21 protein-coding genes are annotated in these 21,739 nt (G+C 63.4%); 11 read left to right on the forward strand and 10 right to left on the reverse strand.

The features are described from left to right. Positions 1–95: 95 nt before the first annotated feature. Complete coding sequence (locus tag H0482_RS14250; protein ID WP_193730746.1) at positions 96–1,022, forward strand: sulfite exporter TauE/SafE family protein; 927 nt, start codon at positions 96–98, stop codon at positions 1,020–1,022. Further along, positions 1,019–1,783, forward strand: a complete 765-nt coding sequence (locus H0482_RS14255) for a TIGR02186 family protein (RefSeq protein WP_193730747.1) — start codon at positions 1,019–1,021, stop codon at positions 1,781–1,783. Before H0482_RS14250 ends, H0482_RS14255 begins: the two co-directional genes overlap by 4 nt. A gap of 7 nt (positions 1,784–1,790) precedes the next feature. Here H0482_RS14255 and pdeM read toward each other — a convergent pair whose 3' ends face one another. Continuing rightward, complete coding sequence (gene pdeM, locus H0482_RS14260) at positions 1,791–2,498, reverse strand: ligase-associated DNA damage response endonuclease PdeM (protein ID WP_193730748.1); 708 nt, start codon at positions 2,496–2,498, stop codon at positions 1,791–1,793. 207 nt (positions 2,499–2,705) lie between these two features. Between pdeM and H0482_RS16950 the strand changes: the two genes are divergently transcribed. Together H0482_RS16950 and H0482_RS14270 are read left to right on the forward strand one after the other, a co-directional pair. Continuing rightward, positions 2,706–3,125, forward strand: a complete 420-nt coding sequence (locus H0482_RS16950; protein WP_193730749.1) for a sugar dehydrogenase complex small subunit — start codon at positions 2,706–2,708, stop codon at positions 3,123–3,125. A 3-nt stretch (positions 3,126–3,128) separates the two neighbouring features. Next, positions 3,129–4,748, forward strand: a complete 1,620-nt coding sequence (locus H0482_RS14270) for a GMC family oxidoreductase (protein ID WP_193730750.1) — start codon at positions 3,129–3,131, stop codon at positions 4,746–4,748. Between the two features lie 169 nt (positions 4,749–4,917). Here the strand turns inward: H0482_RS14270 and H0482_RS14275 are convergent, their stop codons facing one another. Further along, positions 4,918–7,407: a ligase-associated DNA damage response DEXH box helicase gene (locus tag H0482_RS14275; protein ID WP_193730751.1), complete on the reverse strand. Its 2,490-nt coding sequence runs from the start codon at positions 7,405–7,407 to the stop codon at positions 4,918–4,920. 145 nt (positions 7,408–7,552) lie between these two features. Here H0482_RS14275 and H0482_RS14280 point away from each other — a divergent pair, with 145 nt between their 5' ends. From H0482_RS14280 to H0482_RS14290, 3 genes are all read left to right on the forward strand, one after another. Then, positions 7,553–7,840 carry a DUF6460 domain-containing protein gene (locus tag H0482_RS14280; RefSeq protein WP_193730752.1) on the forward strand — a complete coding sequence of 96 codons (288 nt, stop codon included), beginning with the start codon at positions 7,553–7,555 and terminating at the stop codon, positions 7,838–7,840. A gap of 3 nt (positions 7,841–7,843) precedes the next feature. Continuing rightward, positions 7,844–8,515: a nucleoside/nucleotide kinase family protein gene (locus H0482_RS14285; protein WP_193730753.1), complete on the forward strand. Its 672-nt coding sequence runs from the start codon at positions 7,844–7,846 to the stop codon at positions 8,513–8,515. Positions 8,516–8,578: 63 nt separating this feature from the next. Continuing rightward, positions 8,579–9,922, forward strand: coding sequence for an MATE family efflux transporter (locus tag H0482_RS14290; protein WP_193730754.1), 1,344 nt, complete (start codon positions 8,579–8,581; stop codon positions 9,920–9,922). On the opposite strand, the gene H0482_RS14295 is transcribed toward H0482_RS14290, so the two are convergent. Next, positions 9,917–11,032, reverse strand: coding sequence for a quinone-dependent dihydroorotate dehydrogenase (locus H0482_RS14295; RefSeq protein WP_193730755.1), 1,116 nt, complete (start codon positions 11,030–11,032; stop codon positions 9,917–9,919). The two genes, H0482_RS14290 and H0482_RS14295, sit on opposite strands and share 6 nt — an antisense overlap. Continuing rightward, positions 11,029–11,391 (reverse strand): DUF952 domain-containing protein, encoded by a 363-nt coding sequence (locus H0482_RS14300; protein ID WP_193730756.1) that lies wholly within the window; start codon positions 11,389–11,391, stop codon positions 11,029–11,031. The genes H0482_RS14295 and H0482_RS14300 overlap by 4 nt, the downstream gene beginning before the upstream one ends. A 126-nt stretch (positions 11,392–11,517) precedes the next feature. Between H0482_RS14300 and H0482_RS14305 the strand changes: the two genes are divergently transcribed. Further along, entirely contained in the window at positions 11,518–12,165 is a 648-nt protein-coding gene (locus H0482_RS14305; protein WP_193730757.1) for a S24 family peptidase, read from the forward strand. Continuing rightward, complete coding sequence (gene aac(6') / locus H0482_RS14310; RefSeq protein WP_407925737.1) at positions 12,162–12,620, forward strand: aminoglycoside 6'-N-acetyltransferase; 459 nt, start codon at positions 12,162–12,164, stop codon at positions 12,618–12,620. The genes H0482_RS14305 and aac(6') overlap by 4 nt, the downstream gene beginning before the upstream one ends. A gap of 717 nt (positions 12,621–13,337) precedes the next feature. Here the strand turns inward: aac(6') and H0482_RS14315 are convergent. Next, positions 13,338–14,981 (reverse strand): lysine--tRNA ligase, encoded by a 1,644-nt coding sequence (locus H0482_RS14315; RefSeq protein ID WP_193730759.1) that lies wholly within the window; start codon positions 14,979–14,981, stop codon positions 13,338–13,340. A gap of 144 nt (positions 14,982–15,125) precedes the next feature. On the opposite strand from H0482_RS14315, the gene H0482_RS14320 reads away from it, so the two are divergent. Further along, positions 15,126–15,539 (forward strand): tellurite resistance TerB family protein, encoded by a 414-nt coding sequence (locus H0482_RS14320; protein WP_193730760.1) that lies wholly within the window; start codon positions 15,126–15,128, stop codon positions 15,537–15,539. A gap of 167 nt (positions 15,540–15,706) precedes the next feature. Here H0482_RS14320 and H0482_RS14325 read toward each other — a convergent pair whose 3' ends face one another. Both H0482_RS14325 and metZ read right to left on the reverse strand, forming a co-directional pair. Continuing rightward, positions 15,707–16,567 carry a transporter substrate-binding domain-containing protein gene (locus H0482_RS14325; protein WP_193730761.1) on the reverse strand — a complete coding sequence of 287 codons (861 nt, stop codon included), beginning with the start codon at positions 16,565–16,567 and terminating at the stop codon, positions 15,707–15,709. Between the two features lie 157 nt (positions 16,568–16,724). Beyond that, positions 16,725–17,933 carry an O-succinylhomoserine sulfhydrylase gene (metZ, locus tag H0482_RS14330; protein WP_193730762.1) on the reverse strand — a complete coding sequence of 403 codons (1,209 nt, stop codon included), beginning with the start codon at positions 17,931–17,933 and terminating at the stop codon, positions 16,725–16,727. 309 nt (positions 17,934–18,242) lie between these two features. Between metZ and H0482_RS14335 the strand changes: the two genes are divergently transcribed. Further along, the gene (locus H0482_RS14335) at positions 18,243–19,349 is read left to right on the forward strand and encodes a 2'-deoxycytidine 5'-triphosphate deaminase (RefSeq protein WP_193730763.1); all 1,107 of its coding nucleotides are present in this window, start codon (positions 18,243–18,245) and stop codon (positions 19,347–19,349) included. A 55-nt stretch (positions 19,350–19,404) separates the two neighbouring features. Here the strand turns inward: H0482_RS14335 and H0482_RS14340 are convergent, their stop codons facing one another. The 3 genes from H0482_RS14340 to H0482_RS14350 form a co-directional block, all read right to left on the reverse strand. Further along, positions 19,405–19,650, reverse strand: coding sequence for a hypothetical protein (locus H0482_RS14340; RefSeq protein WP_193730764.1), 246 nt, complete (start codon positions 19,648–19,650; stop codon positions 19,405–19,407). 204 nt (positions 19,651–19,854) lie between these two features. Further along, positions 19,855–20,631, reverse strand: coding sequence for an ATP-binding cassette domain-containing protein (locus H0482_RS14345; RefSeq protein WP_193730765.1), 777 nt, complete (start codon positions 20,629–20,631; stop codon positions 19,855–19,857). After that, positions 20,631–21,689, reverse strand: a complete 1,059-nt coding sequence (locus tag H0482_RS14350) for an ABC transporter permease (RefSeq protein WP_193730766.1) — start codon at positions 21,687–21,689, stop codon at positions 20,631–20,633. Before H0482_RS14350 ends, H0482_RS14345 begins: the two co-directional genes overlap by 1 nt. Positions 21,690–21,739 lie beyond the last annotated feature (50 nt).

The following is a 21,739-nucleotide window of genomic DNA, read 5'->3' on the forward strand; positions in this document are numbered from 1 at the left end:
CATAAGTTTTTCTACGAAGCGGCGGGCCTTGACCTCTTGTTGACGGACCATTGGCTAGAATAGTCCGCGAACCAAGTTTTTACGGGATCAGGGTCTTGCAGGTCTATCTGCCGATCGCCGAGCTTTCCGTGAACCTCTTCTTTCTCGTGGGGATCGGAGGGGCTGTCGGCTTCCTGTCCGGCCTGTTCGGCGTCGGCGGCGGCTTTTTGCTGACGCCCTTGCTGATCTTTTCCGGCGTGCCAACAGCGGTCGCCGTGGCCTCGGTCACCGGGCAGGTGGTGGCAGCATCCACATCGGGGGCCCTCAGCCATTACCGGCGCGGCGGCATCGACCTGCACCTGGCGCTCTATCTCGTCCTCTCCGGCATCTTGGGCGCTTTCGGCGGCGTCGCGGCCTTTGCCCTACTGCGCGATGCCGGCCAACTCGATCTGGTCATCGCCCTTGGCTTCGTGATCCTGCTCGGTTTCGTCGGGATCATGATGTTGCAGGAATCGGTGCGAGCCTTGCTCAAGCGCCGACAGGGCATCGTCGTGCGCGATCGGCAGGCGCATCAGCATACTTGGATGCACGGATTGCCGCTCAGGGTGCGATTCAAGAAAAGCCGCCTCTATATCAGCGTGTTGCCGGTTCTGCTCATCGGCCTGTTCATCGGTTTTGTCGGCTCGCTTTTGGGTGTCGGCGGCGGCTTCATCATGGTTCCCGCCCTGGTCTATCTGCTGCGCGTACCGGGCAATGTGGTTATCGGCACCTCGCTGGCGCAGGTGGTGGCAATGATGGCGGCGACCACGATCCTCCATGCGGTGCAAAGCCAGAGCGTCGACATTCTTCTGGCCTTCTGCCTGATGGTGGGTGGAGTGGCCGGGGCGCAGTTCGGCGCGGCTGCGGGAAAGCACCTGCGTGGCGAACAATTGCGGGGGCTGTTGGCCTTGCTGGTGCTGGCGGTGGCGATCCGGTTTGGCCTGTCGCTGGTCCTGACACCCTCAGACATCTATTCCATGGCCGTGACGAGCCTGCCCAGATGATCCGGCTCCTGGTCCTCGCCCTGTCCGTGGTCACCCTTTCCGTTCAGCCGGTGGTGGCGGAACGGCTGATTTCCGGCATTTCCAATGACCGGATCGAGATCACTTCGAGCTTTGACGGTGAGAGGATGACGTTTTTCGGGACCATCGCGCCGGAGGCCGGATCGGAGCAGCGCCATGTCGATGGCCCGTTCCAGGTCGTGATCGTGGTGCTGGGTCCGGCGCAGGATCGGGTGGCGCGCAAAATGACCAGTAATTTCGGCATCTGGCTCAATACCGAACAGGTCGGCTATCGCCGGTTTCCGAGCTATTTCCATGTGCTCTCGAGCCGGAAACTCCTTGAAATCGCTGACATAAACCTGCTCAACGAGAATTCGATCCTGCCCGAATCCTATGCCATGGCGCCCAATCCCGCCGGGTTCATGAAGACGCTGGTTTTCGGGCGCGAATTGATCCGGCTGATGTCCGAAGAGGGGCTGTTCGGGGTGCAGGAAAACGGGGTGCAATTCATGTCGGATAGTTTCTATTCGGCGCAATTGACCCTACCGAGCGGCGCGCCGCCCGGCCCCTATATCGCCCAGACCTATGTGTTCAAGGATGGCCAGATCATTGCCCGGAAATCGGAAGGATTTGCGGTGCGCAAGATCGGCTTCGAACGATTTCTGGCGCAATCGGCGACGCAATCACCGCTGCTATATGGCATTGCCTGCGTGATCCTGGCCCTGTTCACCGGCTGGCTGGGCGGCGTAATTTTCAGGCGATAACAGGGCTTTAGCCCTGGATCAATCGCTTGACCGGCACCGGATAGACCCGATCTCGCCCGAGCATGGCGACTTCCAGGGAGGGCCAATGGAAGAGACCGGCAAAGGGCGGGGACAGAATATTGATCGCCCCGGTTGAGGCGCCATAGGCAGGCAGGATCATCAGGCGATTATCGTGCACGAAGCAGGATTTTCGCGTGGAGCGGCCAGCCATGAGCACCCGGGCGGCAGGATGCAAATGCCCGGAAATCAAGCCGGTTTTGCCCTTGCGGGGTTCATGGGCAAAGCTGAGACCATCGAGCTCGAAATCAGCCAGGCAGGTGCCCCCGATGGCATGCACCAAAGGGTCGTGATTTCCGGCAAGCCAGATGCAATTTATCGCCCCGATCATGGCGTCCAGCCGCATTCGATCGGCATTCGTTAACAGACTGCTAGCATCTGGACGATGGAAACTGTCGCCCAGAGAAATCAGCGTTTTCGCGCCGGTGCGACGCAGGTCGGTTTCGAGCCGCGCGAGGGTCATGGCGGTGTCGTAAGGCGGCAGCATCTGCCCGCGACGGGCAAAGCTCGCCATCTTTTCGAAATGCAGATCGGCGACGAGCAGCGTCTGCCGCGCGCGCCAATAAAGCGCGCCGGTGGGCAGGGGTTCGAAATTGTGACCGGCAAAGCGCAAGATCGGTGTCTCCGTGATCTCGGCTCTCTGAATGGAATAGTTCAATCTCGCCCGTGCTCGTCTGGCTGGCTGTGAGCTTGGAGGCTTTTCTAGCAGATTCGCTTTTTGTTCTTAAGTGCCCATGCCGTCGCGGCCAAGACCGGCGCGGAGCGCGGATGATGATCGGGGCAACCGCTTTTAAACCTCACCCGTTTAAGCTTTTTGGAACACAGGCCCGAGGACGCGATGATAACGAAATCTGAGAGAAGCGGCGTGACCCGCCGGCAAGTATTGGCCTGGAGCGGCGGCACGGCGCTGGCACTGGTGCTGGGCGGGCGGGTGAGCGCGGCAGACCCCGCCAGTCTCGAGGATTTCCTGGCGCTGTCCGCCCGGCTGGTCGGCAAGAAAAAAGGCGCACTCTCCACCCAATTTGGCGAAAGTTATTTCAGTGCGCTGCTCTCGCGCGGTCTTGGCGAAACCCTGAGGGGCCTGCGGGACGGCGATGCCGAACCCGGCCTGGAAACCAGCATGATCAGCAATTGGTACACCGGCGTCGCCGAGACCAAAGGGGGCGACGAGGTGGTCACCTATACCGAGGCGCTGATGTGGGAGGCGCTCGATTTCACCAAGCCCATGGGCTGGTGTGGCGGAGAAACCGGCTATTGGACCGATGCGCCGGAAGGGGAGGCATAGATTATGGCCGATATTGAAGCCGAAGTGATCATTGTCGGCTCCGGTGTTGCCGGAGCCCTGATTGCCGACCAATTGGCCAATGCCGGCGTGAGCGTGGCCATTCTCGAAACCGGCGACGCGGTCGACCGCGCCGAAGCGGTGGACACGTTCCACGCCGCGCTGATCAAGACGCCGGAATCGGCCTATCCGGTCGGGCCGGACGTTGACCATCCGCTGAGCTGGAACCCGGATTATTACTATCGGCAGGTGGGTCCGGCAAAGTTCAAGAGCACCTATGTCAAAGTGGTGGGCGGCACGACCTGGCACTGGCTGGGCACCGCCATCCGCATGTCGCCCGAGGATTTCCGGCTCAAGAGCCGTTTCGGACGGGGCGAGGATTGGCCGCTGAGCTATGACGAGCTTGAGCCCTATTATGGCCGCGCCGAAATCGAACTGGGTGTGTCGGGCATTGCGGGCTCGCCGCCATCGGCGCCGCGTTCGACCGACTATCCCATGCCGCCCATTCCCCAGACCTTTCTCGACAAAAAATTCGCCGAGAAGCTGGCGGGCACGGCCTATGTGGTTTCGCCGACGCCACAGGCCCGCAATTCGGTCGACCACGACGACCGCCCCGCCTGTTGCGGCAGTTCGAGCTGCATCCCGGTCTGCCCGGTACAGGCCAAATATGATGCCAGCGTCCATGTCGAGCGGGCGGTGAGCAAGGGGGCGGCGCTCTACTCCGCCACCAATGCCACCCGCGTCGAGACCGGAGCGGATGGCAAAGTGTCCTTCATTGCCTTTACCCGCCGCGACGGCAGCACCGGTCGCGCTACCGGGAAACTCTATGTCATCGCCGCTCACGCGATTGAAACACCGCGCCTGTTGCTGGCCTCGGCCAATAGCCACGCGCCCAATGGCGTCGCCAATGGCTCCGATCAGGTCGGGCGCAATCTCATGGACCATCCCAGCCAGTTGAGCTGGGCGACAACACTCGACCCGGTCTGGCCCTATCGCGGCCCGCTTTCGACCTCGGGGATCGAAAATCTCAGCGTCGGCGACTTCCGCGACGAGCGCGGCGCGTTCCGCATCGAGATCGGCAATGACGGCCATAGCTGGCCGACCGGCGCGCCGCTGAGCACGGCGCAGGCGCTGATCGCCGAAGGGCTTCGCGGCCCGGAGCTGGACCAGGCGCTCAAGCGGCAGGCGGCAAGACATGTGCGCATGGCGGCGCTGGTCGAACAGCTTCCCGATCCGGACAATCGCATTACGCTTCATCCCACCGAAAAGGACCGCTATGGCGTTCCCCTGCCCCAGATCCATTACAGCATCGATGATTATGTGAAGGCGGGGCTGGCGGCGGCGGCCCAGGCGCATGACGACATTTTCACGGCACTCGGCACAGAAGAAGTGCACCATGCCGAGGAGTTCAACGGCTCGGGCCACATTATCGGCACCTGCCGGATGGGCGACGACCCCGCCAGTTCGGTGGTCAACGCGGAATTGCGCAGTCATGACCACGACAATCTCTTCATTGCCGGCTCGTCGGTGTTTCCGACCTCGGCGACGGCCAATCCGACCCTGACCATCGCGGCGCTGAGCCTGAGGGCGGCGGAGGGAATGTTGCGGCAATTGCGAGGGGAATAGGAAAGACCTCCTCCTAGCCTCCCCTTCAAGAAAGGGGGAGGAACAGACCGGGGAGTTTGTCGGGATTGGCGGCTGAGGGATGGGGCGGGGAACTGGATTGCCCGGACAAGCCGGGCAATGACGATGGGGCGGAGAGGCGGCGGGGGTATGCCGGGGCAATGGCGGCCGGTCAGAAAACCTCGCCCATCGCCTCGCGCAGAAGTTCCTCGGCGGCTTCGGTCATGGCGGATTCGCGGCCTTCGCCGAAAATGGGCTCCTTGCCGATGTCGAGCATGACCGGGACGGCGAGCGGGGAGATACGCGGCAGGGGCTTGTGGACGATATGGGTGCGGATGCGGGCGAGCATGTGGCCCAGCCGCTCGATGTCGAGCAGGCCGCGCGCCGCGTCGTGGCGGGTGGCCTCGATGAGGATATGGTCGGGCTCGTGCTGATAGAGCACGTCATAGATGAGGTCCGAAGACATGGTGATCTGACGGCCGGTCTTTTCCTTGCCGGGGTGTCGGCGCTCGATCAGGCCGGCGATGATGGCGCAATTGCGGAAGGTGCGTTTCATCAGCGCCGATTCATCGAGCCAGGATTCGAGGTCGTCGCCGAGCATGTCCTCGTCGAACAAGTCGTCGAGTGAGAGCCGACCGGTGCGGATCAGGGCGGAAAGATCGCCCAGTCCCCAGACGGCGAGGGCATATTCGCTGGCGACGAAGCCAAGCGGGCGGGCGCGCAGGCGTTCGAGGCGGCGGGTGAGCAGCATGCCCAGCGTCTGGTGCGCCAGCCGCCCCTCGAAGGGATAACAGACGAGAAAATTGTGGCTGCCCTGGGGGAAGGTTTCCACCAGGAGGCTGTCGCGGCGCGGCAGGACCGAGATGTCGCGTTGCAGGCGCAGCCAGTCGGCGACCTGATCGGGCAGTTTGTGCCAGTCCTCGGGACTATCCATGAGGCGGCGGACGCGCTCGGCCAGATAGGTCGAAAGCGGGAATTTGCCGCCCATATAGGATGGGATTTTGGGGTTCCTGGCGACAGCGCGGGAGACGAAGGCCTCATTGTCCTTCATGCCCTCGAAGGCGACGATCTCGCCGCCAAAGATGAAAGTGTCGCCCAGGGAGAGGGTGGAAAAGAAATATTCCTCCATCTCGCCCAGGACGCGCCCGCCGGCGCCGATGGGGCCGGTGGTGCGGCCCTTTTTCTGCTCCTTGCTGCGCACGAGACGCACCCGGATCATGGGCTCCTCGACAATGGTACCGATATTGAGCCGGTATTGCTGGGCGACCTGGGGATTGGCGATGCGCCATTTGCCGTCGGGCAATTGGCGGAGGCGGGCATAGCGTTCATAGGCCCGCAGCGCATAGCCGCCGGTGGCGACGAAATCGAGCACGCGGTCAAATTTTTCGCGGGCAAGGCCCCGATAGGGCCAGGCGCGGGTAATTTCGCCATAGAGGTCATCGGCCTGGAAGGGTTCGGCGCAGGCCATGCCCAGAATATGCTGGGCGAGGACGTCATAGCCGCCGGGCTGGGGGTCTTCGCTATCCTGATGGCCTTCGGATACTGCCTCGACGGCGGCTTCGCATTCGAGCACTTCGAAACGGTTGGAGGGTACGAGCAGGGCCTTTGACGGATCATCGAGCCGGTGATTGGCGCGACCGATGCGTTGCAGCATGCGCGAGCTTCCCTTGGGCGCGCCGACCTGCACGACCAGATCGACATCGCCCCAATCGATGCCCAGATCGAGCGTCGAGGTGCAGACCACGGCCTTGAGCTGGCCAGAAGCCATGGCGGCCTCGACCTTGCGGCGCTGCTCGACCGAGAGCGAGCCATGGTGCAGCGCGATGGGCAGCATATCCTCGTTGATATCCCAGAGGCCCTGGAACAGCATTTCGGCCTGGCTGCGGGTATTGACGAAGAGCAGCGTGGTCTTGTGCTGCTGGATGATGTTGTAGAGTTCCCGATGGGCATAGCGCCCCGAATGACCCGCCCAGGGCAGGCGCTCCTCGGTTTGCAGAATGGTCAGTTCGGGCGGGGCGCCGCCGGACATGCGAAGGAGTTCGGTTGGCCGGTCCGGCAGGGGTGTGGCGATCCAGTCGCGCAGCAGGTCCGGGCGGGCCACGGTTGCCGAGAGCGCGGTGATCCGCAGCTCGGGGGCCAGGTTCGCAAGGCGCGCCAGGCCAAGGGCGAGAAGCTCGCCGCGTTTATTGGTGACCAGGGCGTGCAATTCATCGAGCACCACGCGGCGAAGCGAAGCGAACATCAATTCGGCCTGGGGATGGGAGATGAGCAGCGCCAATTGCTCGGGCGTGGTCAGCAGGATCTGCGGCGGCCTTGTGCGCTGGCGGGCGCGCTTGGCGGCGGAGGTGTCGCCGCTGCGGGCCTCGACGCGGATGGGCAGCCCCATCTCGGCGATCGGGGTGGAGAGATTGCGCTGCACGTCCACCGCCAGCGCCTTGAGCGGGGAAATATAAAGGGTGTGGAGGCCATCAAAGCCCCCATCGGCCAGATCGACGAGGCTGGGCAGGAAGCCGGCCAGGGTCTTGCCCGCGCCGGTGGGGGCGATGAGCAATTGCGACGCGCCGGAGCGATGGGAGGCAAGCACTTCGAGCTGATGCTGGCGCGGCGACCAATCGCGGCTGGCGAACCAATCGGCGATGACGGGCGGGAGCGCAATGTTCATGGTCAGGCCAGGGCCAACCCGGCCCTTCCCTCAACGGGAGGAGGCAGGCGCGGCGATGGTGACGAAAAGTTTGACAATGAGCACCTGATACAAATCATCGCGCAGCCTATATGATGGCCGTGACCCTGCCAAACGGAGCCGCGACATGAGCGAAGACACTCGACCTCAAACCCGATCCTGGCTCGAAATTGTGCTGGGCGGGCGGCCGGCTTCGGTGATCATCAAGCTGCTACTGATTTCGTTATTGGTCGGCTTCGTCATGTCGGCCTTCGGCTTCAACGCCGCCGACCTGGTGCAGGGCGCAGTGAATTTGCTGCGTGATGCCCTGCGCGACAGCGCTGGTCTTGTCCGGCGATTGGGCGTCTATGTGCTGACCGGCGCGGCCATCGTGGTGCCGGTCTGGCTGTTGCTGCGGCTGACCCGGGGACGCTAAAAAATGGTCGAGACGATCAAACTGACGCCGCAGGCGGCGCTGGCGCGGCTGGTGCCGCATATCGTGGCGCTGGAGCAAGCGGCGACGGGCCAGCGCATCGCCATTGGCCTCGCGGGTGGGCCTGGCACCGGCAAGTCGACGCTGGCGGCGGAACTGGTGACCATGCTCAACGCAATCCGGCCCGGCAGCGCCGCGCTGGTGCCGATGGACGGCTTCCACATGAAGCATGCCAAGATCGAGGCCATGGGGCAGACCGATTACAAGGGCGCGCCGCACACATTCGAAGGCGCGGCTTTCGTCAGCTTCCTCCACCATCTCAAGCATGCCGAAGCCGTGGTCAGCGGGCCGGGCTATAGCCGCAAGATCGAGGACACCATCGATGACGCCTTCAGCGTCGCGCCCGAAGTGAAGGTACTGGTGGTCGAGGGCAATTACCTTTTGCTGACCGAAGGGCCCTGGGCCGGGGTCAAACCCATGCTGGATTATGCAGTTTTCGTGCACGTGCCGCGCGCAATCGTGCAGGCGCGGCTGCTGAAGCGGCATGGCGAGGAGGGCCTGTTTTCCGAGGAGCGGAACCGGGCGCATATCGAGCGCAACGATTTGCCCAATTACGACCTGGTGGCAGCGTCCAGCGGGCGGGCCGATATCGTATTCGACATGGATGTGGCCGAGTAGCGCATAGAGGTGACGCCGGGCGGGGGCGACGATAAGGTCGCGCAATCTTCGACTCGGATCACCATGAACAGCCGTCCCCAGCATCCCTTCACTGTCCGCTCGGCGGATGTCTGGGCCATCGCCCTGCCCGCGTCCATCGCCTTCATCACCGAGCCTTTAGTGGGGCTGGTGGACATTGCCGTGATCGGCCGGCTGGGCGATGCGGCGCTGTTGGGCGGACTGGTCTTGGGGGCGCTGGTCTTCGACATCCTGTTTTCGCTGGCCTATTTCCTGCGCATCGGCACGGCGGGGCTGGTGGCGCAGGCCGTGGGCGCCAAGGACCGGCATGAGGGGCTTCTTCATGTGAGCCGGGCCTTGGTGCTGGGCCTCGGGATCGGCGTCACCATGGCGCTTCTGGCCATGCCCATCCTGGCGCTCTCGGTCTGGGCGCTGGCTCCGGGGCCGGGCGTCGGGGAGGCATTGGCCGATTATGTCCATTGGCGCATCTGGTCGGCGCCGTTCTCGCTGATCAATTATGCGCTTTTGGGCTGGTTCTATGGGCGGGCGGCGGCCAAGACCGGCATGGCGCTGCAATTGCTGCTACATCTGATCGACATCACGCTCTCGATCTATTTCGTGCATGGGCTGGGCTGGGGCGTTCCCGGCGCCGCCTTTGCCACGGTGGTCGGGCAGGCCGTGGCGGCGATGGCGGGCCTTGTCATCCTCGTGCGCCATTATGGCGGGATAAGCGCGCTATTGGCGCGCATTGCGCCCGGCGACATGCTGGGCGGTCCGGCGATCCGGCGCATGTTCGGGCTCAGCCGCGATCTGATGATCCGCTCCATGGCGCTGATGGGGGCCTATGCCTGGTTCGCGGCGCAGGGCTCGCGCATGGGCGAAGTGCCGCTGGCGGCCAATGCCGTGCTGCTCAATCTCCTGATGATGGTGGGCTATTTTCTCGATGGCATCGCGCAGGCGGCCGAACAGCTGACCGGAAAATCGGTGGGCGCGAATTGGCGACCAGCCTTCGATCGGGCCTATGGGCTCTCGATGCTGTGGGGGTTGGCGATCGCACTGGGCCTGGGCGCACTCTGGTATCTCGCCGGGCCCTCTGTCATCGGCTTCATGACCACCAATGAGGAGGTGCGCGCCTATGCGCTCACCTATCTGCCCATCGCGGCGCTCTGTGCGCTGACCTTCATGCCCGCCTTCGTCTATGACGGCATCCTTATCGGCACGACGCAGAATGTGGTGATGCGCAATGGCATGATCGCCTCGCTGGCCGTGTTCCTCGCCGCCGCGCTGATGCTGCAACCGCTCTGGGGCAATTGGGGCCTGTGGGCGGCGCTGCATTGCTGGTTCATCGCACGCGGACTGATCTATTTCCGGGCGCTGGAACGGCGCAAGGCCAGCCTGTTCAGCCTATAGGCCCTGCCCCTCCCTGCCCGAGGCCCAATCGGCGTTGCGGGTGCCGACCAGTTGGGAAATATTGGTCTTGCCCGCCGCCCTGACGCCGGCGAGCAGGCCGCGCTTGATGCGCTCGAGCAGATCGAACCCGCCGAAGACGAGGGCGGAATAAAGCTGGATGGCATTGGCACCGGCCTCGATCTTGGCCAGCGCCGTCTCGGGCGAATGAATGCCTCCCACCCCAACCAGCGGCAGCGCGCCGACCCGCTGGCGCATCTGGGCGAGGCGCCGGGTGGACAAGTCGAAGAGCGGCTTGCCGGACAAGCCACCGGCTTCGGACGCATTCTCCAGGCCGAGCACGCTATCGCGGGAAAGCGTGGTGTTGGAAACGATCAGCCCGTCGAGATCGGTCGCGGCAATGACGCGGGCAATGGCGTCCATGCCCGCCTCATCGAGATCGGGCGCGATCTTGAGCAGGACCGGCACACGGGTCTTCGCCTTGCCGCGGGCATTGAGCACTTCGCCGAGCAGGCGGCGCAAAGCCTCATCGGCCTGCAGATTGCGCAGGCCGGGCGTATTGGGCGAGGAAATGTTGACGGTGAGATAATCGGCCAGGTCGGCGAAGCGGACCATGCCCTTGACATAGTCGGCGACGAAATCCTCGCTGTCCTTATTGGCCCCGATATTGACGCCGAGCGCTGCCGGCACCCGCAGGCCCTTGAGCCGCTCGAACACCGCCTCGTGCCCCTCATTGTTGAAGCCCATGCGGTTGATGACGCCTTCGGCTTCGGCAATGCGGAACAGGCGCGGCTTGTCATTGCCCTGCTGCGGGCGCGGCGTCACCGTGCCGATCTCGACCATGCCAAAGCCCAGAAGCGCCAGCGGGCGCGGCACTTCGGCATTCTTGTCGAAGCCAGCGGCCATGCCGACGGGATTGACGAGATCCAGGCCGCACAGCGTTGTCGCCAATTCGGGCGGATCCTTGTGCTCCTGCTGGGGCGCGAGGCCGAGGCGCAAAGCGGTGATGGTGGCGCCATGGGCGGTTTCGGGGTCCATGCGCAGAAGCGTGTCGCGCGTGAGATTGGCCAGGCCCGCATGGCGCAGCAGCGGAGAAAAGGCGGAAAAGATCATTGTAGGGCCTCCGGCAAGGTGCAGTTTCCGTCCGCATCGACGCTGACAAGGGCTTCCCATTCCACCAGGCCCATGTCGAGCGGCCCGCCATAAAGATGGGGGAAAAGCTGGCCGCCGCGCGATGGCTCCCAGGCCAGCGCCTCACCGAGATCGGCAATGCGCACGGCCAGGATGACCAGATCGGCCTGGCCCCGGAAATGCAGGCGCAGCGTTTCGGCCAATTGGGTGGCGGTGGAAAAATGCATGTAGCCGTCGCTCGCATCGATGGGCATGCCGGCGTAGCGCCCCGCATGGCGGGCAGCGGCAAGGGAGGCAATGGTGGCGATCTTGTAGATGAAAGGCGGGTTTTCGATTGGCATGAAGCACCTGCGCGGCGGGGATGGTGCGGGGGTAAAACGTAAAGGTTCTCTTTACAAGATGGAGAGCGGACAATACGATAGGACAACATTCCTTCATAAGATATATTTCCTCTCCGGGACCGGCAGATGCTTTCACACAGGGCCATTTGGGATGGCATTGACGGGCTGGCGCGCCGGCACGGCCATTCCGTATCGGCGCTGGCGCGGCTGGCGGGGCTGGATGCCACCGCATTCAATATTTCCAAGCGCGTGAGCAAGGATGGGCGGGAGCGCTGGCCGAGCACCGAGAGCATCGCCAAAATCCTCGAAGCGACGGGGGAAAGCTTCGACAGCTTCCTGGCCGATACCGGCGCCTATATGCAGGCCAGCGGCTTTGCCGAACCGGGGCAGCGCACGGTGCCGCTGCTGGGGCTGGCGCAGGCCGGCATGGGCGGTTTTTTTGATGGCGCGGGCTTTCCGGTGGGACAAGGCTGGGACGAGATCGAATTGCCCACGCCGCAGGGAAACGGCATTTATGCGCTGGAAGTGAGCGGGGACAGCATGGAGCCGCTTTATCGCGAAGGCGACCGGATCGTGGTCTCCCCGACCGAACAGGTGCGGCGGGGCGACAGGGTGGTGGTCAAGACCCGCGACGGCGAGGTGATGGCAAAAATCCTGGCACGCCAGTCTGCCAAGCAGATCGAACTGCATTCGCTCAACCCCGCCTATGCCCCGCGCATCCTCGATCTGGTGGAGGTGGAATGGGTGGCACGGATCATCTGGGCGAGCCAGTGAGGATCGCGGCGGCCCTGCCAGCGGATGCTGGCGACTGGCTGGCGCTACGTACCACGCTGTGGCCGAGAGGCGCGGGAGGCGATCATGAAAACGAGATCATGCGCCTGCTGGCCAATGCTGGCGACACGATCAATCTGCTGGCGCGCACCGATGCCGGCGAGGCAATGGGATTTGCCGAGGCAAGCCTCAGGCGAGATTATGTCAATGGATGCAGAACCTCGCCAGTTGCGTTTCTCGAAGGCATATATGTCCTTCCCGCAGCACGCGGGCGCGGCGTGGCGCGGGCCTTGGTAACCGCAGTGGAAGACTGGGGCCGGGCGCAGGGATGCACGGAATTCGCTTCGGACGCCTCGCTCGACAATGTCGGCAGTCACGCCATGCACCGCGCGCTGGGCTTTGAAGAAACGCAGCGTGTGGTGTTTTTCAGGAAAGCGCTGGACTTGACGCTCAGGTGAAAAGGGACGATGCCCCCTTCCGGCGTCATTGCCCGGCTGGTCCGGGCAATCCATCGCGGGGTCGTGCAGGCGGAAGCATGGACCACCGGGACAAGCCCGGTGGTGACGGGAGGAGAGGGTGGCGGGCCTTGGGCGGGCCGGGTGGCACTCAATTTTTTGGGAAAGCGCCGTGTCAGGCGCGCCGGTCAGAAGGGGCCCCCCTCCCGTCCGGCGCATTGCCCGGCTGGTCCGGGCAATCCATGGCGGATCGTTCAAGCGGCGGCATGGACCACCGGGACAAGCCCGGTGGTGACGAGGGGAGAGGGTGGCGGGCCTTGGGCGGGCCGGGTGGCACTCAATTTCTTCGGGAAAGCGCTGTGTCAGGCGCACAGGTCAGAAGGGGCAATGCCTCCCCTCCTTCGTCATTGCCCGGCTTGTCCGGGCAATCCATCGCAGGATCGTGCAAGCGGCGGCGTGGACCACCGGGACAAGCCCGGTGGTGACGATGGGGAGAGGGTGGCGGGCCTTGGGCGGGCCGGGTGGCACTCAATTTCTTCGGGAAAGCGCTGTGTCAGGCGCACAGGTCAGAAGGGGCAATGCCTCCCCTCCTTCGTCATTGCCCGGCTGGTCCGGGCAATCCATGGCGGGATCGTGCAGGCGGCGGCGTGGACCACCGGGACAAGCCCGGTGGTGACAAGAGGAGAGGGCTGAGGCCTTTGTGACGCCGGGTGGGCCCGGTCAGCCCGCGAGTTTTCCGGCCAGCGCGTCGGCGATGAGCTGGCGGGTGTTGTCGATGCCGTAAAGGGCGGCGAAGGAGCCGAAGCGGGGGCCGCGTTCCTGGCCGATCAGCACCTGATAGAGCATCTGGAAGAAGTCGCCGGAAACGCCGGGACCGCCGGTGGGGCTCTTTTTGGAATGATCCTGATAGCGCTCGATGACGCGCGCCACGTCGAGCGAAGCATTCTGGATGTCTTCGTTGCTGGCGTCGGGCGGCAGGGCGGCGAAGGCCGAAGACAGGGCTTCGAGCGCGGCGCGCTCGACATCGTCGGGCGCGCGATAGGTCTTTTCCACGAAATCGCGGAAATAGCGCAGGGCATAGGAGACCAGCGCATCGAGATGCGGATGGGTCTTGGCCGACACGCCCGGCACATGAGCCGAGATATAGCCCCACATGACCTCGGGCGTTTCCGGGTTCGACGCGGTTGCCAGATTCAGCAGCAGCGAGAAGGTGACCGGCATGTCCACCTTGGGCACATTGCCGAAATGCACGTGGAAGGCGGGGTTTTCCACGCGCGCGGCTGCATCCTGGCGCTCGAAGGCGGCGACATGGGTGAAATATTCATCCACGGCGCGCGGAATGACGTCGAAATGCAGGCGCTTGGCCACGCGCGGCTTCTGGAACATGTAGAGGCCGAGGCTTTCCGTGGGGGCATAGGTCAGCCATTCATCGATGGTCAGGCCATTGCCCTTGGACTTGGAAATCTTCTGGCCCTCGGCGTCGAGGAACAGTTCATAGACGTAATGTTCGGGTGGCGTGCCGCCCAGAATGGCGCAAATCCGGTCATAAATCACCTGATTGGACTGGTGATCCTTGCCGAACATCTCGAAATCGACGCCGAGCGCGGCCCAGCGCATGCCGAAATCGGGCTTCCATTGCAGCTTCACATTGCCGCCGGTGACCGGCAATGTGGTGTCGCGCCCATCCTCATCGGTGAAGGTGATCGTGCCATCCTTGGCATTGACCTCTTTCATCGGCACATAAAGGACGCGGCCCGAAGCCGGGGAAATTGGAAGGAAGGGCGAATAGGTGGCCTGCCGTTCGGCCCCAAGGGTGGGCAGCATCACCTTCATGATGTCGTCATAGCGCTCGGCGGCGCGCAACAGCACGGTATCGAACTTGCCGCTGCGGTAATATTCGGTAGCGCTGGCAAATTCGTAATCGAAGCCGAACGTGTCGAGGAAGCGGCGCAGCATGGCGTTATTGTGCTCGCCGAAACTGGCATATTCATTGGTCCAGGGATCGGGCACGGCGGTCAGCGGCTTTTGCAGATGCGGCTCCATGGCCTCCTTGGAGGGCACGGTATCGGGAATCTTGCGCATGCCGTCGAGATCGTCGGAAAAGCAGATCAGCCGGGTCGGAATCTGGTCGCGCGTCAATAGGCGGAAGGCGGTGCGCACCATGGTGGTGCGGGCCACTTCGCCAAAGGTGCCGATATGGGGCAGGCCCGAGGGGCCATAGCCGGTCTCGAACAGGGCTTCGCCCTTGCCCGACTTTTCCAGCCGTTTGACGATCTTGCGCGCTTCCTCGAACGGCCAGGCGCGCGCGTTCTGCGCGGGCTCGAAAAAGGAGGGGTCAAGGGCGGGCAAAGCGGCGGGCGACACGGGTGCAGCAGCCTTTCGGGACAAAGGAGAGGATGAAGACCGGTAAGTGCACGTTCTGAGGTGCGGCGTCAATGTCGCAGGTGCTTGCGCCGGGCCGGGCAAGAGCCTAGTTCTTGACCATTATCCCCAGACGAGACCCGCATTATGACCCTTGATGCCCATGACGCGCTCATCCATGTGATGATCGTCGCCGCCACGTCCGACAGCGCGATCACCGAGAGGGAGCTGACCCGGATCAAGGCGCTGATCGAGCGGCTGCCGGTATTCGAGGGCTTCGAAAAGGCGCGGCTGGAAGCGGTGGCCAATGCTTGCGCCGATATTCTCAACGGCCCGGACGGGCTTGATCGCGTGCTGGACAATGCCGTCGCCGCCCTGCCCGAGAAATTGCAGGACACGCTCTATGCGCTGGCGGTGGAGGTGACGGCGGTGGACCTCTTCCTCGAACAGGAAGAATTGCGCTTCCTCGAAATGCTGCGCGACAAGCTGAAGCTGGACCGGCTGACCACGGCGGCCATCGAAGTGGCGGCGCGGGCGCGGCACCGGAAATTGCCGGGGTAATGGTCTAACCGCGCGGAGACATGGATTGCCCGGACGAGCCGGGCCATGACGGCGGGCGGCTCAGTGCATGTCTTTGTCCCGAAAGTGGCTCCGGTTTCGGGACAAAGACATGCACAAAAACAAGGGGCTAAAGCGCAGAGCGCGACTCTGAAAGATCGCGTCGCGCTTTAGTAAAAGCCCACCGGGAACCAGCGCAGATAGAGTTCGTCCAGCGTGCCGTTCTGCTTGAGGCGGACCAGGGCCCAGTCGATGGCGTGGCGCACCGGGTCATTGCCGGCCGGCACGGCGATGGCCATGCCCTCGCCAAAGAGCTGGGGCCGGAAATAGGCCTCGCCGGCAAAGCCGCAACAGCCAAGATTTTCGTTGAGCCAGAACGAGGCGCGCATGGCATCGCCGAAGAACGCCCCGGCATTGCCGGTCCGCACCGCTTCGAGCGCCGCGATCTCGTCGCCGAAACCGACAATTTCCGCTTCCGGCAGATAGCGGGCGAGAAAATCCTCATGCGCGCCGCCGGCGCGCACGGCGACGCGCTGGCCGGCGAGGGCTTGGGCGTTGAAAGTGCCGATCGCATCGGCGCGGGTAACGAAGCGCCCCGGCAGAGCCAGATAGATCGAGGAAAAATCGAAGATTTCGCCGTTCTCCGCCGTCATGGCGAGACCGGCGATCAGCGCATCGCCCTGACTATCGGCCAGCGCCGTGGCGGCCTGTTCCCAGGGCCAGGCCTGGATGGTGCAGGCAACATTGACCTCGATGCAGATGCGGCGCGCCAGATCGATATTGAAGCCGATCAATTCGCCCGCATCGTCGCGAAAATTGAAGGGCGGGAAATCGGCGCTGGTCAGAAAGCGGATGGCCGGAACCGGCTGGAGATTGGGCAGGATTTCCCGCGCATCGGGATCGGCATGATAGGGGATCGGCTGGGCGAATGCGGGGGCGGAGAGGAGGGCAAGAGCGGCGAGAAGTGTTGCGCCGCGCCTCAGTGCCCGCCAGCCTAATTGCTGCTTTGGGGGAGCAGGCGCGGGTCTCATGGGGAGTGCGGATAGGCAGGAACCCCCACCCTCGTTCCCTCCTCTCAAGGGGGAGGGAGGCGATGGAGCCGCGCTATCGGGGCGTTCGAGGCGGAGGCTGGTCGTTGAGGGGGAGCAGGCGATCGACCCACCCGATTTGTGCGGCGCCCACATCACCTCACACCTGATCCAGGCCATAGAGCAGATCGGCGATCAGGTCGTCGGGGTCTTCAAGGCCGACCGAGAAGCGCAGGAGGCCGGGGGTGACGCCGATTTCGAGACGGACGTCTTCGGTCAGGCGCGCATGGGTGGTGGTGCGCGGATGGGTGATCAGCGATTTGGCGTCACCCAGATTGTTGGAAATCAGGATCACCGCCAGATTGTCGGAGAGGGCGAACGCCCCGTCCTGCCCGCCCTTGACGTCGATGGCAAAAAGGGTCGAGCCGCGCGTCATCTGGCGCTTGCCCAATTCGTATTGGGGGTGGCTGGGGTGATGGGGATAGATGATGCGCTCGACCTTGGGATGGCCGGCCAGGGCGTTCACGATCTTTTCGGCGCTGTCATTCATGCGCTCGATGCGCAGGGCATAGGTTTCCAGCCCCTTGAGCAGCACCCAGGCATTGAAGGCGCTGAGCGTGGCGCCGGTCTGGCGCAGAAAGGTATGGACGTCGCCTTCGATCAATTCCCGGGACCCCAGGACAATGCCGCCCAGCACCCTGCCCTGCCCGTCGATATGCTTGGTGGCCGAATAGGTGACGAGGTCGGCCCCCAGTTCCAGCGGCTTCTGGTAGAGCGCGGTTGAAAAGACATTATCGACGATCAGTTTTGCGCCATGGGCATGGGCAATCTCGGCTACGGCCTTGATGTCCACCAGTTCCAGCGTCGGATTGGTCGGCGTCTCAATGAACACCACCTTGGTATTGGGCTGCATGGCGCGGGCGAAGTTTTCGGGATCGCGGCCATCCACCAGGGTCGAGGCGACGCCGAAGCGCGGCGCATAGTCTTCCACCACATAGCGACAGCCGCCGAACAGGGCCTGGGCGGCGACGATATGGTCCCCGGCCCGCACCTGGCTCATCACTGCATTGGTGACGGCGGCCATGCCTGAGGCAAAGGCGCGGCCGGCTTCGGCGCCTTCGAGCAGCGCCATGCGCTCCTGAAACACATCGACGGTGGGATTGGCGAAGCGGGAATAATTGTGGCCGCCGGCAATCTTGTTCTGGAACAGCAATTCGGCGTGTTCGGAACTGGGATAGGAATAGCCGGAATTGAGGAAAAGGGCTTCGCTTGTCTCGTTGAACGCCGTGCGTTTGCCCCCGCCATGCACCATCTGCGTCGCTGCCGAAAGCTTGCGGGGGTCATGGAGGGGATTGTTCTTTTTCGACATTTTGAGGCGCCTTCAAACGGAAAAAACCGGCACGCTTGGCGGCCGGTTACAAACGGTCTTTAGCACTTTGATTCCGAAACCGTAGCATTCAGCCTCGTAGTGGCTGCAAGCGACCGGCCAAATCACCACTGGGACGCGATCTAAAGCCAATCGGTCTTTGCCGTCAATCGCGAGGTTGCTGGGGAAGACGGCCCTGCTCGTTCCCTGATCGTCATTCCAAGCTTGTCCGGGTAATCCAGACTTGGCACAAGGGGAAAGATGGATCGCCGGGACGAGCCCGACGATGACGGTCGCAAAGAGAACCATTATATGAGCGACATTTGGCCCAAGGGCGTGTTCACTGCACGATTGATCGAGAAGCTGCATGGGGAAGGCGCAATCATTGCGGCGCGGCCTTTCGATGACGATCAGGTGCAGCCGGCCAGCCTCGACCTGCGGCTGGGCAAGACCGCATTCCGGGTGCGCTCCAGTTTCCTGCCCGGCCCGGCCCATTCGGTGGCCGAGCGGATCGAAGCGCTGAAACTGCACGAAATCGACCTGTCCAAGGGCGCGGTGCTGGAGCGCGGCTGCGTCTATCTGGTGCCGCTCGAGGAGAGTCTCGCCTTGCCCGCAGGGGTCAGCGCCTCGGCCAATCCGAAAAGCTCGACCGGGCGGCTCGATGTGTTTACTCGCGTCATCGGCGACCGGGCGCGTGGCTTCGACCAATTGCCCGAGGGCTATAATGGGCCGCTCTATCTCGAAATCAGCCCGCGCACCTTTCCGGTGCTGGTGCGGACCGGCTCGCGGCTGAGCCAGATGCGCTTCCGGCGCGGCGACAGCCGGCTCTCGGTGGAAGAGCACAAGGCGCTGCATGCATCCGACACATTGGTGATCGGCGGACAGCAGCCGGTCGATCATGGTGTGGCCCTGTCCATCGACCTCCTGGGCCAGGGCCGGAACGGGCTGATCGGCTTCCGCTCCAAGCGCCATACGGCGGTGATCGACGTGGACCAGAAGGGCGCATTGGACGTGCTCGATTTCTGGGAGCCGCTTTATGCGCGCGGGCGGAGCGAACTGATCCTCGACCCGGATGAATTCTATATTCTCGTGAGCCTAGAAGCGGTGCATGTGCCGCCAACCCATGCGGCCGAAATGGTGCCCTTCGATCCGCTGGTGGGCGAATTCCGTGTCCATTATGCCGGTTTCTTCGATCCCGGCTTCGGCCATTCGGCGGCGGGTGGCACCGGCAGCCGGGCGGTACTGGAAGTGCGCAGCCGCGAAGTGCCGTTCCTGCTCGGCCATGGGCAGATCATCGGCCGGCTGATCTATGAGAATCTGGCGGAAAAGCCGGACCGGCTCTATGGCAGCGACCTGGGCTCGAACTATCAGGCCCAGACGCTCAAGCTCTCCAAGCATTTCAAGCCCTTCGAGGGCTGAATGGCCGCGCCGCCGCGCTGTCCTTAAAAGGGCAGCAGCGGCGCTGGCGCGGGGATCAGCCGGCGATGGTCAGAGTATCCGGATCGAAGGGCACAAGGCTCTTATGGCCTTTGGCATCGACGATTGTGGCGATGATGCGCGTTCCCCATTCGGCGACATCGACGGCGTGGTAGCCCTCGGCATTGAGCTTTTGCAGCACATAATAGGACGAGTGATCGAACACCGTATCGCCCGCCATGGCGGGGGCGATTGCGCTGACGGCCAGTGTGCCGGCAAGGGCAGCAAGAACGAGCTTTTTCATGGGAGTGTTCCTTTCGTTTCGAACAAGCCCACAATGAGCGACCCCACCTTTCCGCATGCTGGCTGGAGCATGAAAAGATGGGGCAGGAACATGGATTTTCGTCCATGGCGCGGACAGGTTTGCGTGATCGGACAAAGAAAAGACCGGCGATGCTGGGGGCAGCATCGCCGGTTCCAGTTGCCGTCGGGAGACAGCTTGGAGGTTTCAGGCTGCGATGGCCGCCCCCGGCGCGCTCATGGCGCCGGTCATGAAGGCGACGGCATCGGACATGGTGTAGTCCTTGGGATCGATGACGCAGAGGCGCCGGCCGAGACGGTGGACATGGATGCGATTGGCCACTTCGAACACATGAGGCATGTTGTGGCTGATCAGGATGATGGGAATGCCCCGCGCCCGCACATCCTGGATGAGATCGAGCACCCGGCGGGATTCCTTGACCCCCAAGGCGGCGGTGGGCTCATCGAGGATGATGACCTTGGAGCCGAAGGCGGCGGCGCGGGCCACAGCGACGCCCTGGCGCTGGCCGCCAGAGAGGGTTTCCACCGCCTGATTGATGTTCTGGATGGTCATCAGGCCCAGATCGGAGAGCTTTTCGCGGGCAATGCGCTCCATGGCCGGCCGGTCGAGCTGGCGCAGCACCTTGCCCATGAAGCCCGGCTTGCGCAATTCGCGGCCCATGAACATGTTGTCGGCAATCGAAAGGGCCGGCGACATGGCCAGGGTCTGGTAGACGGTTTCGACACCGGCCAGACGCGCATCGATGGGCGAAGCGAAGGCGATCTTCCTGCCTTCAAGGAAGATGTCGCCGCTATCGGGCTGCACCGCGCCGGACAGCGCCTTGATCAGCGAGGATTTGCCGGCGCCATTGTCACCGATGACGGCGAGGATTTCGCCGGGCATCAGGTCAAAGTCGCAATTGTCGAGCGCGGTGACGCGGCCATAGCGCTTGTTGAGGGCGCGGGCGGAAAGAATGGGTTCCATCAGGCAGACACCTTTCTGATCCACTGATCGATGGCGACGGCGGCGATGATCAGCGCGCCGATAAGCAGATAGGTCCATTGGGCATCGGCGCCGAGCAGGCGCAGGCCAAGCGAGAAGACACCCACGATCAACGCCCCGAAGAACATGCCCAGGATGGAGCCGCGCCCGCCAAAGAGCGAAATGCCCCCGATGACCACCGCGGTGATGGATTCGATATTGGCGGACTGGCCGGATGTGGGCGACACTGAGCCGATGCGGCCGATCAGCACCCAGCCGGCAAAGGCGCAGATGAGCCCGGACAGCATATAGACCGAGATGAGGATGCGCTTCGTGTTGACGCCGGAAAGCGCAGCCGCCTCCGGATCGTCGCCCACCGCATAGACATGGCGGCCCCAGGCGGTGTGCTTGAGCACATAGGCCAGCAGCAGAACCAGGGCGATGAAGAAGATCACCCCATAGGTGAAGACCGCGCCGCCCAGGGTGAAGGACTTGCCGAAAAATTGCAGCAGCGGCGCATTGGCCTCGATCTCCTGGGCGCGGATGGTCTCATTGCCGGAATAGAGGAAATTGGTCGCCAGCGCGATCTGCCAGATGCCCAGCGTGACGATGAAGGGCGGCAGCCTGATGCGGGCGATGAGCCAGCCATTGACGAAGCCGATAAAGGTGCCGACGAGCAGGCCGCAGACCACCGCGATTGCCGGCGGCAGGCCGAGCCGGAAGGTGAACTGGCCCATGACCACCGAACTCAGCACCATGATGGCGCCCACCGACAGATCGATGCCGGCGGTGAGAATGACCAGCGATTGCGCCGCGCCGACAATGCCGACAATGGCAACCTGCTGGAGAATGAGCGTCATGGCGAAGGACGAGAAGAACTTGGTGCCCAACAGCGCGCCAAAGACCAGCACCGACAGGATCAGCACGATCAGCGGCACCAGGGCCGGATTGGAATGCAGCGCATGCTGGATGCGCGACAACAGGGTCAGTTGGAGTTCAAAGCTGGCGACGGATTCTGTGCGGGTAGAGAGGCCCTGTTCGGCCTCGGATGGGTTCGACATGGGCATTCTCCCCTTATCCCAATCGACGGCAGGGCGGGTACGTCACCCGT

Origin of the sequence: Devosia faecipullorum (assembly GCF_015158295.1) — a bacterium.
GTDB lineage: Bacteria > Pseudomonadota > Alphaproteobacteria > Rhizobiales > Devosiaceae > Devosia > Devosia faecipullorum.

Excerpts from the sequence above, each read along its gene's own strand:
- H0482_RS14255 (WP_193730747.1), top strand. The coding sequence starts at position 1,019 with ATGATCCGGCTCCTGGTCCTCGCCCTGTCCGTGGTCACCCTTTCCGTT.
- H0482_RS14270 (WP_193730750.1), top strand. The coding sequence starts at position 3,129 with ATGGCCGATATTGAAGCCGAAGTGATCATTGTCGGCTCCGGTGTTGCC.
- H0482_RS14275 (WP_193730751.1), bottom strand. The coding sequence starts at position 7,407 with ATGAACATTGCGCTCCCGCCCGTCATCGCCGATTGGTTCGCCAGCCGC.
- H0482_RS14280 (WP_193730752.1), top strand. The coding sequence starts at position 7,553 with ATGAGCGAAGACACTCGACCTCAAACCCGATCCTGGCTCGAAATTGTG.
- H0482_RS14285 (WP_193730753.1), top strand. The coding sequence starts at position 7,844 with ATGGTCGAGACGATCAAACTGACGCCGCAGGCGGCGCTGGCGCGGCTG.
- H0482_RS14290 (WP_193730754.1), top strand. The coding sequence starts at position 8,579 with ATGAACAGCCGTCCCCAGCATCCCTTCACTGTCCGCTCGGCGGATGTC.
- H0482_RS14295 (WP_193730755.1), bottom strand. The coding sequence starts at position 11,032 with ATGATCTTTTCCGCCTTTTCTCCGCTGCTGCGCCATGCGGGCCTGGCC.
- H0482_RS14300 (WP_193730756.1), bottom strand. The coding sequence starts at position 11,391 with ATGCCAATCGAAAACCCGCCTTTCATCTACAAGATCGCCACCATTGCC.
- H0482_RS14305 (WP_193730757.1), top strand. The coding sequence starts at position 11,518 with ATGCTTTCACACAGGGCCATTTGGGATGGCATTGACGGGCTGGCGCGC.
- H0482_RS14320 (WP_193730760.1), top strand. The coding sequence starts at position 15,126 with ATGACCCTTGATGCCCATGACGCGCTCATCCATGTGATGATCGTCGCC.
- H0482_RS14325 (WP_193730761.1), bottom strand. The coding sequence starts at position 16,567 with ATGAGACCCGCGCCTGCTCCCCCAAAGCAGCAATTAGGCTGGCGGGCA.
- metZ (WP_193730762.1), bottom strand. The coding sequence starts at position 17,933 with ATGTCGAAAAAGAACAATCCCCTCCATGACCCCCGCAAGCTTTCGGCA.
- H0482_RS14335 (WP_193730763.1), top strand. The coding sequence starts at position 18,243 with ATGAGCGACATTTGGCCCAAGGGCGTGTTCACTGCACGATTGATCGAG.
- H0482_RS14340 (WP_193730764.1), bottom strand. The coding sequence starts at position 19,650 with ATGAAAAAGCTCGTTCTTGCTGCCCTTGCCGGCACACTGGCCGTCAGC.
- H0482_RS14345 (WP_193730765.1), bottom strand. The coding sequence starts at position 20,631 with ATGGAACCCATTCTTTCCGCCCGCGCCCTCAACAAGCGCTATGGCCGC.
- H0482_RS14350 (WP_193730766.1), bottom strand. The coding sequence starts at position 21,689 with ATGTCGAACCCATCCGAGGCCGAACAGGGCCTCTCTACCCGCACAGAA.